Source organism: Streptomyces sp. NPDC047869 (assembly GCF_040704065.1).
GTDB lineage: Bacteria > Actinomycetota > Actinomycetes > Streptomycetales > Streptomycetaceae > Streptomyces.
This window is the reverse complement of the sequence record NZ_JBEYRK010000026.1, coordinates 16,171-28,684: the sequence shown is the minus strand read 5'-3', so window position 1 is coordinate 28,684 and position 12,514 is coordinate 16,171. Positions and strand designations below refer to the sequence as shown.

10 protein-coding genes are annotated in these 12,514 nt (G+C 71.8%); 5 read left to right on the top strand and 5 right to left on the bottom strand.

Annotated features, from left to right (window positions below):
* Window positions 1-161: 161 nt before the first annotated feature.
* The 4 genes from AB0924_RS27915 (at window position 162) to ybaK (ending at window position 4,235) form a co-directional block, all read left to right on the top strand.
* The gene (locus AB0924_RS27915) at window positions 162-1,739 is read left to right on the top strand and encodes an oxidoreductase (RefSeq protein WP_358931109.1); all 1,578 of its coding nucleotides are present in this window, start codon (window positions 162-164) and stop codon (window positions 1,737-1,739) included.
* A 165-nt stretch (window positions 1,740-1,904) separates the two neighbouring features.
* Window positions 1,905-2,957 (top strand): hypothetical protein, encoded by a 1,053-nt coding sequence (locus AB0924_RS27910; protein WP_366912851.1) that lies wholly within the window; start codon window positions 1,905-1,907, stop codon window positions 2,955-2,957.
* 11 nt (window positions 2,958-2,968) lie between these two features.
* A complete protein-coding gene (locus AB0924_RS27905; RefSeq protein ID WP_366912850.1) occupies window positions 2,969-3,706 on the top strand; it encodes an LON peptidase substrate-binding domain-containing protein in 738 nt (245 codons plus the stop codon).
* Window positions 3,707-3,734: 28 nt separating this feature from the next.
* The gene (ybaK, locus tag AB0924_RS27900) at window positions 3,735-4,235 is read left to right on the top strand and encodes a Cys-tRNA(Pro) deacylase (protein ID WP_359550215.1); all 501 of its coding nucleotides are present in this window, start codon (window positions 3,735-3,737) and stop codon (window positions 4,233-4,235) included.
* Window positions 4,236-4,402: 167 nt separating this feature from the next.
* Here ybaK and AB0924_RS27895 read toward each other — a convergent pair whose 3' ends face one another.
* The 4 genes from AB0924_RS27895 to AB0924_RS27880 all read right to left on the bottom strand — a co-directional run bounded on the left by AB0924_RS27895 (window position 4,403) and on the right by AB0924_RS27880 (window position 8,246).
* Complete coding sequence (locus tag AB0924_RS27895; protein WP_358931101.1) at window positions 4,403-5,035, bottom strand: AAA family ATPase; 633 nt, start codon at window positions 5,033-5,035, stop codon at window positions 4,403-4,405.
* 34 nt (window positions 5,036-5,069) lie between these two features.
* Window positions 5,070-5,891 (bottom strand): ABC transporter permease, encoded by an 822-nt coding sequence (locus AB0924_RS27890; RefSeq protein WP_358931099.1) that lies wholly within the window; start codon window positions 5,889-5,891, stop codon window positions 5,070-5,072.
* Window positions 5,892-5,955: 64 nt separating this feature from the next.
* Window positions 5,956-6,969, bottom strand: a complete 1,014-nt coding sequence (locus tag AB0924_RS27885; protein ID WP_366912849.1) for an ABC transporter ATP-binding protein — start codon at window positions 6,967-6,969, stop codon at window positions 5,956-5,958.
* 59 nt (window positions 6,970-7,028) lie between these two features.
* The gene (locus AB0924_RS27880) at window positions 7,029-8,246 is read right to left on the bottom strand and encodes an NYN domain-containing protein (protein ID WP_358931097.1); all 1,218 of its coding nucleotides are present in this window, start codon (window positions 8,244-8,246) and stop codon (window positions 7,029-7,031) included.
* 225 nt (window positions 8,247-8,471) lie between these two features.
* On the opposite strand from AB0924_RS27880, the gene AB0924_RS27875 reads away from it, so the two are divergent.
* Window positions 8,472-8,651 carry a hypothetical protein gene (locus tag AB0924_RS27875; RefSeq protein WP_358931095.1) on the top strand — a complete coding sequence of 60 codons (180 nt, stop codon included), beginning with the start codon at window positions 8,472-8,474 and terminating at the stop codon, window positions 8,649-8,651.
* A gap of 101 nt (window positions 8,652-8,752) precedes the next feature.
* Here AB0924_RS27875 and dnaE read toward each other — a convergent pair whose 3' ends face one another.
* Entirely contained in the window at window positions 8,753-12,292 is a 3,540-nt protein-coding gene (dnaE, locus tag AB0924_RS27870; RefSeq protein ID WP_358931093.1) for a DNA polymerase III subunit alpha, read from the bottom strand.
* Between the last annotated feature and the right edge of the window lie 222 nt (window positions 12,293-12,514).

Below are 12,514 nucleotides of genomic sequence, written 5' to 3'. Positions count from 1 at the left end.
ACCCGCGTCCGCGGCTGTCCGCGCGTATCAATGGCTGATACAGAACGTGGCCGGAACGTGGAAGATCACCTTCACGTCTAGTGTGCCGGGCGTCACTCAGCGGGCATGAACGGGTGTACGAGGCGGACGACTTGTGAGTGGCGGGGAAGAGGGAAAGAGCGGTGACCGACGGGGCCGGCAGCGACACCGGAGATCTGCCGGAGGGCCTGACCGCGGCCGAGGCCGGAATGTGGCAGGCCTTCCGTAACGGCAGCGTGTACGACCTGAGCAGCGGCGACGCGGTGGTGGACGATCCGCACGGCGGGCATCCCTGGGGCCCGGAGCGGAGCGTCAGGGCGCGCATCGTCTGCTGGCTGCTGCTGGACGGGCCGCCCGCGCTCGCGGGGCGGGTGTCCGCGCTGAAGCTGGCCGGTGTGCGGATCACCGGCACGCTGGAGCTGGCGGGCGGCACGGTCACGCCGTACGTGGAGATGCGCGGCTGCCGCTTCGACGACCAGGTCCTGCTTCCCGAGGCCCGCTTCACGACCGTGCGCCTGGTGAACTGCGCGCTGCCCCGGCTGGAGGCGGCCCGGGTCACCACCGAGGGCGACCTGCACCTGCCGCGCTGCCGCTTCCAGAACGGGGTGCGGCTGACCGACGCGCACATCGGGACGGACCTGCTGCTGAACCAGGCGGTCGTCCACCGGGACCGCAGCGGCCGCTCGATCGCCGCCGACGGCATGAGCGTCGGCCAGGACCTGCAGGCGGAGCTGCTGGAGTCGCACGGCGAGCTGAGCCTGCGCGGCGCCCAGGTCGGGGGCTCGCTGAGCCTGCGGGGGGCGAAACTGGCCAATCCGTACGCGCGTCTCGCGCTGAACGCCCCCCAGCTGACGGTGGAGCGCACCCTGTACCTGACCCCGGCGGGCGTGGGCAATCCGCTGCTGAGCGGGACGACCCCCGCGCGCGGGACGCGGATCCAGCGCTTCGAGTGCCAGGGCGGGGTGCGGCTGGACGACGGCCGGTTCGGGGACGCCGTGGACCTGGAGCGGGCCCGGTTCGTCCTCACCGACGACCAGGATCTGTCGCTGCGCCGGGTGCAGACGCCGGAGCTGCGTTTCCTGGGCGACCGGCCGCAGCGCGGGCAGGTGAAGCTGTCCGGCGCACGGGTCGTCAACCTGGTGGACCGCGCGGGGAGCTGGCCGGGCCCGGGCAACCTGCACATGGGCGGCTTCACCTACGAGAGCCTGGTCCCGCGCGGCCCGTTCCCGCTGACCCGGCGGCTCGACTGGGTGGCGGCGGCGACCGCGGAGTACAACCCGGAGCCGTACGAGCGGCTGGCCTCGGTGCTGCGCGCGGCCGGGGAGGACGAGGACGCGCGCGAGGTGCTGCTCGCCAAGCAGCGCCGGCGCCGCGAGACGCTGCCGCCGGCGGGCAAGGTCTGGGGCTTCGTCCAGGACTGGGCCGTGGCCTACGGCTACCGGCCGGGCCGGGCGGCGGTGTGGATGGCGGTGCTGTGGGCGGCGGGCACGCTCGCCTTCGCGCACGCCGGGCATCCGCCGGTGGACTCCGGCGAGCATCCGTCCTGGAGCCCCGCGCTGTTCACGCTGGACCTGCTGCTGCCGGTGATCGACCTGGGCCAGGTCGGCCAGTGGCAGCTGCGCGGCGGCTGGCAGTGGCTGGCCGCGGTGATGGTCATCATGGGCTGGATACTCGCGACCACCGTGGCGGCGGGGGCGACCCGGCTGCTGCGGCGGAGCTGACGGCTCCCGTCACGAGCGACGGCTCACGACTCACGGAGCACACCTCACGGGCAGGTACATAACAATAGTTGAACCGTCACCCTTTGCCCGTCCTTGACCTTATGTCGTACAACCTTTCCTGACTTGGCCGGACCCTCTGGCGCTCCCCCGACCTGCGGACTTTCAATGGTCGACACCATGGCTCTGCTGCCGGCGTTCCTCCGCCCCACCCGGACGACACGACGCGCCTCGTACCTCGCCGCCCCGCCCCAGGGCGGCTTCGAGGCCGTACTCGACGCGCCCGACGACCGCCTCTCGCCCGCGCTGGTCGCGGCCGGCCGGGGCGAGTACGGCGCCGCCTCCGCCCTGCTCGCCACCACGCGCGCGGCCGGCCAGTGGGAGGACCGCGACCGCTACACGCGGCGGCTCGCGGCCTTCGCCCGCTCCCGGCCCGAGTGGTTCGAGGCCTGGCTTACGGCCGCCCCCGGCGACCCCGACGTCGCTCTGGTCGGGGCCCAGCTCGCGGTGGACCGCGCCTGGCCCTCGCCGGCCCGCGCCGAGCTGCTGCGCGAGGTGAGCCCGCTGATCACGGCCGCCGCCCGCGCCGACGACCGCGACCCGGTGCCCTGGCGGATCGCCCTCGACCACGCGCGCGGCTCCCGGGCCGGCCACCGCTACTTCGAGGAGCTGTGGGAGGCGGCGATCCGGCGCGCCCCGCACCACTACGGCTGCCATGTGGCCGCCCTGCGGTATCTGGCGACCTTCTGGCACGGCTCGCACCGCGAGTGCTTCGACTTCGCCGACCTCGCCGCGCAGGACGCCCCGGCCGGCTCGCTGGTGCAGGCGCTGCCGGCCCGGGCGGCGTTCGGCTATCTGACCGACGACTGCGGGCCCGAGGTGCCGCGCGAGCGGCTGGACGCGGCCGCCGACCGGGCGGTGTCGCTCTCCGCCCGCTTCCCGGAGGCCACCCCGGGGCCCGCCCAGATGCGCAACAAGCTGCTGTACCTGCTCGTCCGGCTGGGCCGGTGGGAGGACGCGCGCGCCCAGCTCGGCCTGATCGGCCCGTACGCCACCTCGTTCCCCTGGGAGCGGTTCTCCGACGACCCGCTCGGCCAGTTCCTGCGGCTCCGCGACGGGCTTCTCGGGCCCAGCACGCCCGCCTTCCTCTCCGGGCTGGTGAGGACGCCGCCGCGGCCGCTGAACGCGCACCGCGGCCGAGCCTCCGCCGCCGACCATTAGGCTGGGTCGCCGTGACCACCGTCCGTCTGCCCCTGTTCCCGCTGAACTCGGTTCTGTTCCCGGGGCTCGTGCTGCCCCTGAACATCTTCGAGGAGCGGTATCGCGCCATGATGCGCGAACTGTTGAAGGCCCCCGAGGACGAGCCGCGCCGGTTCGCCGCGGTGACGATCCGCGACGGCCACGAGGTGGCACCGAGCGCTCCGGGCATGCCGGATCCGACGGCGCAGCCCGAGCGGGGCCCGGCCGCCGGTTTCGGCCCGGACCCCCTCAAGTCGTTCCACGGCGTGGGCTGTGTGGCGGACGCGGCGACCATCCGGGAGCGCGACAACGGCACGTTCGAGGTGCTGGCGACCGGGACGACCCGGGTGCGGCTGCTGTCCGTGGAGGCGTCGGGCCCGTTCCTGACGGCGGAGCTGGAGGAGCTCACGGAGGAGCCCGGCGACGAGGCGGGCGCGCTGGCCGAGGGTGTCCTGCGCTCGTTCCGCCAGTACCAGAAGCGCCTGGCGGGCGCCCGTGAGCGCTCGCTGGCGGGCACGGAGCTTCCCGACGACCCCTCGGTGGTCTCCTACCTGGTCGCCGCCGCCATGGTGCTGGACACGCCGACGAAGCAGCGGCTGCTCCAGGCCCCGGACACCGCCTCCCGCCTCAGGGACGAGCTGAAACTCCTTCGCTCGGAGGCGGCGATCATCCGTAGTCTGCCGTCCCTGCCCGCGTTCGAGCTGACGCGGACGCCGACCAGCATGAACTGAGCGAACCGAACCGAGGCCCGGCACCCCGATGGCGAAGAAGTCCAAGAAGCAGCAGTCCGGCGGCACGCCCGCGACCGTCGCGCTGACCGCGGCGGGCGTGGACCACACCGTCCACGCCTACGACCACGACCCCGCCCACCCCTCCTACGGCGAGGAGGCGGCGGAGGCGATGGGCGTCTCCCCGGACCGGGTCTTCAAGACCCTGGTGGCCGACGTCGACGGCGCGCTCACGGTGGCGGTGGTCCCGGTCTCCGGCACGCTGAACCTGAAGGCACTGGCGGCGGCGGTGGGCGGCAAGCGGGCGGCCATGGCGGACCCGGCCCTCGCCGAGCGCACCACCGGTTACGTCCGGGGCGGCATCTCCCCGCTGGGCCAGCGCAAGAGGCTCCGCACGGTCCTGGACGACTCGGCCGGAGCCCACGACACCATCTGCGTCTCGGCGGGCCGCAGAGGCCTGGAGGTCGAACTCGCGCCGACGGCCCTGGCCGCGCTCACGGAAGCGGTGCTGGCACCCATCGGCCGGGACTGAACGGCCGGGCGGCGGCGGTACGCCGGTGCGGGGTACGGCTCACGGGACCCCGGCCCGTCAGGCCGGACCCGGCTCCACGGCGCTCCGGCCGCACCTGGCCGGCTGAAGCTCGACGGAAGCTCCGCTGGGGCCCCGCTGGTCACGCCGGGAAAGGGCACCGGGGGACCTCACGCCGGGTACGGCTCCTCCGGGTCCCGGGGGCCGAACAGTGCCGTGAGCCCCAGGTGGACCAGCAGCGCGGCCAGGGGCCAGGCCAGCAGCGCGCCCTTCGCCCCGAGCTTCAGCGGGGCCGAGAAGGTCACGCCCTTGCCCACCGCCCTGGCGTGGGATATGACATCGGACTCGGGCCCCAGCCAGACACCGAGCCGCCAGGCCAGCAGGGACCCCAGCAGTCCGCCGAGGCCCAGCGCCACCACGAGCGGCACGCCGCCACGCCGGCGCCACAGGAACACCACGACCGCGCTGACCAGCCCGAACGCCAGCCCCAGCAGCGTGAAGGTGCCGTCCACGCCGACCGCCTGCTCGCCCTCGGTGTCCTTGATGTAGACGACCCAGCTCTTGTCGACCTGGTCGGCGATCAGCGGCACGTGCGGCGCCAGCCACCACCACAGCAGTCCGAGCAGCACCCCGCCCAGGGTCACCGCCACGGCGACCACCGCGGCCTCCCGCACTTCGGTCTTCATCCCGGGGCCGTCCTGTTCGTACATGCCCGCGAACGGAGCCCCGGCGGGCGGGGCCTGCCGGACCTGGTGCGCGGAGTCGTCGTGCGGCGGCGGAGGCGGAGTCAGCGGTGCGGTCACCCTGACATCGTGCCAGGTCGTGCCGTGAGCCGCGTCACCGGACGGCCGCCCTGCGGTAAGCCCAGGTCGCCGCGGCCAGCGAGACCACTCCGACACCCGCGCACACCCCCAGGTCAGCCAGGACGACGGCCCAGTCGGGGTGTGCCCCGAAGGTGCGCGCGTACGCCTCCACCCCGTAGGTCGAGGGCAGCAGGTCCCGGGCGAGACGGATGATCTCCGGCATCCGGTCGGCCGGCAGCACGCCCAGCAGCAGGGCCGCGGACATGCCGAGCTGGCCGAGCAGCGTGGCCAGCTCGGGCCGCGGCGCGAGCAGGCCGCAGGCGGCGCCGAGCCCGGCGAGCGCGGCCCCGGCGAGCGGGATCACGGCGAGCAGGATCCACAGATTGGACAGCGGCAGCCCGAACAGCACGCAGCCGAAGACGGCGGTCACCAGCGTCCCCGGCACGGTGAAGGAGGCGTACGCCCCCGCCGCGCCCAGCACCACCGCCGCCGGCGGCACCGGCAGCGTGGCGTAGTGGTCGAGTCCGCCGCTGGCCCGCAGCTGCCCGAAGTACTGCGACAGCAGGTTCAGCGCCACGTACGCGACGACCAGTACCGAGGACCCGGCCACCACGGACTGGGCCTCGGTGCCGCTGTCCACGACGCCCCGCATCATCACGGCGATGCCGACGGACTGGAAGGTCGCCACGAACAGCAGCGGGATACGGGCCACCCGGGCCCGGGAGAGCTGCGCCCGGTAGACGGCCACCAGCGACGGCCACAGCCGTGCGGGCGGACCGAGCTCGGCCGCGCCCGGGGCCGCCCCCGCAACGGCCCGGGCGCCGCCGGGCAGAACCTCGGCGGGTACGACACTCACGACGCGCTGCTCCTCTTCCCTACGGCCCTGGCGCACACCCGTACGCATTCCGCGGCCCGCGCGCTCACGCCTTCACCAGCCCCTGCCGGGCCGCCCCGCCCAGCGAGAGGTACACGTCCTCCAGGCTGGGTGTGGCGAGCGTGAAGTCGTCCAGGGCGGCGAAGGCGGCGCCGCCGGTCACCGTGGCGACCGCGGCCCGGGCCTCCTCGGGAGCGAGCCGGAGCGTCCAGCGCCGGCCGGACTCCGTGGCCCGCTGGCGCAAGCCGGCGACCTCGGGCACGTCCAGCGGCGCCCGCTCCCGCCACACCAGCTCCACCCGGACCTCGCCGGAGACCCGTTCCTTCAGCCCCGCGGGGGTGTCGCAGGCGATGACCCGGCCCTGGTCCAGGACGGCGACCCGGTCGAGCACGGTCTCCGCCTCGATGACGTTGTGGGTGACCAGCAGCACGGTCGTGCCGCGCTCGGCCCGCCGCCGGTCCACGGCCGCCCACACCGCGCGCCGGGCCACCGGGTCCATGCCGGTGGTCGGCTCGTCGAGGACGAGCAGCGGCCGTTCCCCGACGAGGGCGGCGGCGAAGCAGGCGAGCCGCCGCTGGCCGCCGGACAGCTTCTTCAGCGCGCGGCCGGCGATCGACGTGAGGCCGAGCTCCTCGAGGACGGCGTCCCGCTCGGCCCGTGCCCGCCGTACGTCCAGGCCGCGCAGGCGTCCGGTGGTCTCGGCGGCGAGCGACACGGTCAGCTCGTCCAGGGCGGAGGACTCCTGCCCCAGGTAGGCGAGGATCCGGGCGGCCAGCCGGGGGTGCCTGACGATGTCGTGGCCGAGGATCCCGACACTGCCCGCGTCCGGCCGCAGCAGCCCGGTGAGCTGGCGCACGAGGGTGGACTTGCCGGCGCCGTTCGGCCCGAGCAGCCCGAAGATCTCGCCGCGCCGCACCTCGAGCTCCACCCCGTCGGTGGCCCGCACCTCGGGCGTGCCCGGCGCCCCGCGCCGCCCCTTCACGGGGGGATAGGTCTTGGTGAGCCCGCGCACGCGTACGACCTCGTCGTACCGAAGTGCCTGTGCCGCGCGCGTACTCACAAGTGACGAGACTACGGGGTCGGGGGCCTTCACTCGTCCTCGGGGGCGACCACCGGGGTTCAGTCCGCGGCGGGCGCGTGCTGTTCGGCGGCCGCCGGGACGTCGACCTCGCGCCAGAAGCCCGCCCGGATGGCGTAACGGTCGTGCTCGTCGATCTGGTCGTCCTTGTGGGCGAGCAGGCCGAAACGCGCGGCGTAGCGCAGCAGCTCGCCGTCGATGCGGTGCGGGATGCGCGGATACATCGTGGACAGCCGCTGTACGTGGTTCGGGTCGCCGAGCCGGGAGATCCAGCGGCGGGCGAAGACCTGGCCCACCTCGTACGGATCGCCGCCGACGGTGGTGATGTCCTCCTCCCGGTCGGCCCACCGCTGCTCGGCGGTGGTGAGCTGGGCGAGGGTCGGCATGGAGGCGACCTCGGGCGGCTCGGCGACCGCTCCCGGCCGGTCCACCCACCCCTTGTCGGAGGACCATCGCAGGGTCGCGGTCGTCGGGTGCTGCACAGCCTGTGCGCCGGGTGCGCGCAGCGCGGCGAGGTCCTTGGGGGTGGGCACTCCCTTGGAAGCGGCCGCCCGGCCCTGGGGGCTGTGCTCGGCGGCGGCCGGCGCGTGGGCGCCCTCCTCGGCGGGGCGTTCGGCGCCCGCGGTGAGCGCGGAGTCCGGCAGCGGTGCGGAGAGGATCGCGGCGATCTCGGGGCGGGGCGCGGGCGGCGGGGCGCAGACGCCGGTCAGCTCCTTGGCGCGGACCGCCTGGGTGATCCAGGCCCGGTCCAGCACCCGCCGTTCGTCGGCCTCGGCGACCAGGTCCTCGGACTGGTTGTAGTCGCCGTCGGCGGCCTGGACGGCCCAGAGGTGGACGGCGACGCCGTGCTCCTTGGCGGCCATCATGCCGGGCAGCAGGTCGCCGTCGCCGGTGACCAGGACGATGTCGGAACAGGCGCGGTTGCGTGCCAGCTCGGTCAGCTCGGCGTGCATGGCGGCGTCCACGCCCTTCTGCGCCCAGCGTCCGTCGCTGCGGGTGAGCGCGCCCAGCCGGACGGTGACCCGGGGCATCACGCGCAGCCGGCGGTGCTCCGGCTGAGGGACCCGGTCGGGGGCGCCGTCGAACCAGTAGATGCGCAGCAGCGGGCGTTCGGTATCCGACTCGGCACGTTCGCGCAGGGCCTGGATCAGCGCGGCGTGATCGACGGTGATCCGGGACCGCGAGGGCTCACCTGCGAGGAGGCTGGCGGCGGCACCCAGCAGATACCCGGCGTCCACCAGGACGATGCAACGGTCCACGCGACTCACCCTCTTCCCGGGAGGTTTTGCTTCGGACTTCCTTCGAGTCTGCCCGAACGGACGGGCGTTAACGGCCGGAACTCGATCTTCGGCGTGGCGTTCAGCGGGCCCGCTCGCCCACCTCCCCTGTCACACACGGTAATTATCCGACATGCGACTGATGTCAGCGTATGTGAATCTGATCCCGGCCCTGGCCCCTAGATCCCCCTCAGGAGGCAGATCACCATGGCCAAGAACAAGAACCGCAAGCAGGGTGGCCCGCAGAACCGCGCTTCGCAGGCCGAGCACACAGCGGAACGCGCTCAGCGCCCGGCGGCGGAGGAACCCGAGTCCTCCATGGCGGGCGCCGCGGGCAGCCCCTCGGATGCTTCCCGCAAGAAGCAGAAGAGCTTCGGCCACAACTAAAGGGCATTTGAAGCCCAGACACACAGGAGGGGCGCACCCGATGAGGGTGCGCCCCTTCGTCATCCGCGCGGGATTTGGGCCCGGCTGCCCGGCGCCGCGGCTCAGCCGGCCAGGCAGGACGGGCCGAGCAGCACCTTCAGGTCGCCGAAGAGCGCGGGGTCGGGCTTGACCCGGTGCCGGTCCAGGCGCAGCACCGTGGTCTTGCGCGGGCCCTGGAGCTTGATCCGGACCTCGCTGTCGCCCTTGTGGTGGCTGAGGATCTCGCCGAGCCGGCTGACCATGGGCGGGGTGACCCTGGTGGCCGGGATGGTGAGGATCACCGGCGCGTTGGTGCCCGCGTTGGACAGGTCCGGGACCATCAGTTCCATGGCGACGAGCCGGGGCACGTCCTCGCGCTTGTCGAGACGGCCCTTGACGAACACCACGGCGTCCTCGACCAGTTGGGTCGACACGAGCTGGTAGGTGGCCGGGAAGAACATGCACTCGATGGAACCCGCGAGGTCCTCCACCGTGGCGATCGCCCAGGCGTTGCCCTGCTTGGTCATCTTGCGCTGCAGGCCGGAGATGATGCCGCCGATGGTGACGACCGCGCCGTCGGCGTGCTCACCGCCGGTGAGCTGGGAGATGCCCGCGTCGGCCTTGTCGGACAGCACGTGCTCCAGGCCGAAGAGCGGGTGGTCGGAGACGTAAAGACCGAGCATCTCCCGCTCCTGGGCGAGCAGATAGGTCTTGTCCCACTCGTCCTCGGTGAACTGCACGTCGAGTCCGAAGCCGGGCTCGTCGCTGGTCTCCTCGCCCATGCCGCCGAAGAGGTCGAACTGACCCTCGGCCTCCTTGCGCTTGACCGCGACCACGTTGTCGATCATCGGCTCGAAGTGCGCGGTGAGGCCCTTGCGGGTGTGCCCCAGGGTGTCGAACGCGCCCGCCTTGATCAGCGACTCCGTGGTGCGCTTGTTGCACGCGACCGCCTCGACCTTGTCGAGGTAGTCGGGGAACGAGGCGTACTTGCCCTTGGCCTTGCGGCTCTTGATGATCGATTCCACCACGTTCGTGCCGACGTTGCGCACGGCTTCGAGGCCGAAGAGGATCACGTCGTCGCCCTGGGCGGCGAAGTTGTGCACCGACTCGTTCACGTTCGGCGGGAGCACCTTGATGCCCATGCGCCGGCACTCGTTGAGGTAGACGGCCGACTTGTCCTTGTCGTCCTTGACCGAGGTGAGCAGTCCGGCCATGTACTCGGCGGGGTGGTTCGCCTTCAGGTAGGCGGTCCAGTACGAGACCAGGCCGTACGCGGCGGAGTGCGCCTTGTTGAACGCGTAGCCGGCGAACGGGACCAGCACGTCCCACAGCGCCTGGATCGCCTCGTCGCTGTAGCCGTTCTTCTTGGCGCCGGCCTGGAAGATGGTGAAGTTCTTCGCCAGTTCGTCGGGCTTCTTCTTGCCCATCACTCGGCGGAGGATGTCGGCCTCGCCGAGCGAGTACCCGGCGATGATCTGGGCGGCCTTCTGCACCTGCTCCTGGTAGACGATCAGGCCGTAGGTGACGGCCAGGACCTCTTCGAGCGGCTCCTCGAGCTCCTTGTGGATCGGGGTGATCTCCTGGAGCCCGTTCTTGCGGAGCGCGTAGTTGGTGTGCGAGTCCATGCCCATCGGGCCGGGCCGGTAGAGCGCGGAGACGGCGGAGATGTCCTCGAAGTTGTCGGGCTTCATCAGGCGCAGCAGGGAGCGCATGGGGCCGCCGTCGAACTGGAAGACGCCGAGGGTCTCGCCGCGCTGGAGGAGTTCGAAGGTCTTCGGATCGTCGAGCGGCAGGGCCAGCAGGTCGAGGTCGATCCCCTTGTTGGACTTCACCATCTTGACGGCGTCGTCCATGATCGTCAGGTTGCGCAGGCCGAGGAAGTCCATCTTCAGCAGGCCGAGCGACTCGCACTGCGGGTAGTCCCACTGCGTGATGGTCACGCCGTCGGTGTGCCGCACCCAGATGGGGGCGTGGTCGACGATGGGCTCGCTGGACATGATCACGCCCGCAGCGTGCACGCCCATCTGCCGGACCAGGCCCTCGACGCCCTTGGCGGTGTCGATGACCTTCTTGACGTCCGGCTCGTTCTCGTACATCGAGCGGATCTCGCCCGCCTCGTTGTAGCGCGGGTGCGAGGGGTTGGTGATGCCGTCGAGGTCGATGCCCTTGCCGAGGACGTCGGCGGGCATGGCCTTGGTGAGCCGGTCGCCCATGGCGTACGGGTAGCCCAGCACGCGCGCGGAGTCCTTGATGGCGTTCTTCGCCTTGATCTTGCCGTAGGTGCCGATCATGGCGACCTTGTCGGCGCCGTACTTCTCGGTCACGTACCGGATCACCTCGACGCGCCTGCGCTCGTCGAAGTCGATGTCGACATCGGGCATGGAGACGCGCTCGGGGTTGAGGAACCGCTCGAAGATCAGGCCGTGCGGGATCGGGTCGAGGTCGGTGATGCCCATGGCGTAGGCGACGATCGAGCCGGCCGCGGAGCCACGCCCGGGCCCGACCGCGATGCCGTTCTTCTTCGCCCACATGATGAAGTCGGCGACGACGAGGAAGTAGCCCGGGAACCCCATCTGGATGATGACGTCCATCTCGTACTCGACCTGCTTCTGGCGGTCCTCCGGGATGCCGCCGGGGAAGCGCCGCTCCATGCCGCGACGGACCTCCTCCTTGAACCAGGTGACCTCGGTGTAGCCCTCCGGGATGTCGAACTTCGGCATGAGGTTCTTCGCCTCGAACATGCCGGTGGTGTCGATCTGCTCGGCCACCAGCAGGGTGTTGCGGCAGCCCTCCTGCCAGGCGTCCGAGGAGTCGATGGCGTACATCTCGTCCGTGGACTTGAGGTAGTAGCCGGTGCCGTCGAACTTGAAGCGGTCCGGGTCGGAGAGGTTCTTGCCGGTCTGGATGCACAGCAGCGCGTCGTGGGCGGTCGCCTCGTGCGCGTAGGTGTAGTGCGAGTCGTTGGTGACCAGCGGGGGGATGCCGAGCTTCTTGCCGATCTCCAGGAGGCCGTCACGGACCCGGTGCTCGATCTCGATGCCGTGGTCCATCAGCTCCAGGAAGTAGCGGTCCTTGCCGAAGATGTCCTGATAGTCGGCGGCCGCCTTCAGGGCCTCGTCGAACTGGCCGAGGCGGAGGCGGGTCTGCAGCTCGCCGGAGGGACAGCCGGTGGAGGCGATCAGCCCCTCGGACCACTGGGAGATCGTCTCCTTGTCCATCCGGGGCCACTTCTGGAGCCAGCCCTCCGCGTACGCGTCCGAGGAGAGCCGGAAGAGGTTGTGCAGGCCCGTCGAGTTCGCCGCCCAGATCGTCTTGTGGGTGTAGCCGCCGGAACCCGAGACGTCGTCCCGCTTCTGGTGCGGCTGGCCCCACTGGATCTTGCGCTTGTTGCGCCGGGACTCGGGCGCGACATACGCCTCGATGCCGATGATCGGGGTGATTCCGGCCTTCTTCGCGGAATGGAAGAAGTCGTACGCCCCGTGCAGGTTGCCGTGGTCGGACATGGCGATGTGCGTCATGCCCATCTCGTTGCAGGCGTTGAACATGTCCTTGAGCCGCGCGGCACCGTCCAGCAGCGAGTACTGGGTGTGGACGTGCAGGTGCGTGAAGGGCGGCTTTGACACGGTATGGCCTCCAACGGAAACTTCGGCGACGGGCTGGCGGACAGTCTGGGGTCAGCGTCGAAGTCTATGCCCGGGCACTGACACACGCGGGGCATCCCCCACGTACCTTCGTGCGGGAACCGGGCACTCCCGCGTGGCGTCGCCCGTTGAAGACGGCGGAGACGCTGTCGTTCCCCGCACGCACGTTCACGCACCACCGTCCCGCACCAGGAGGCACTCCGC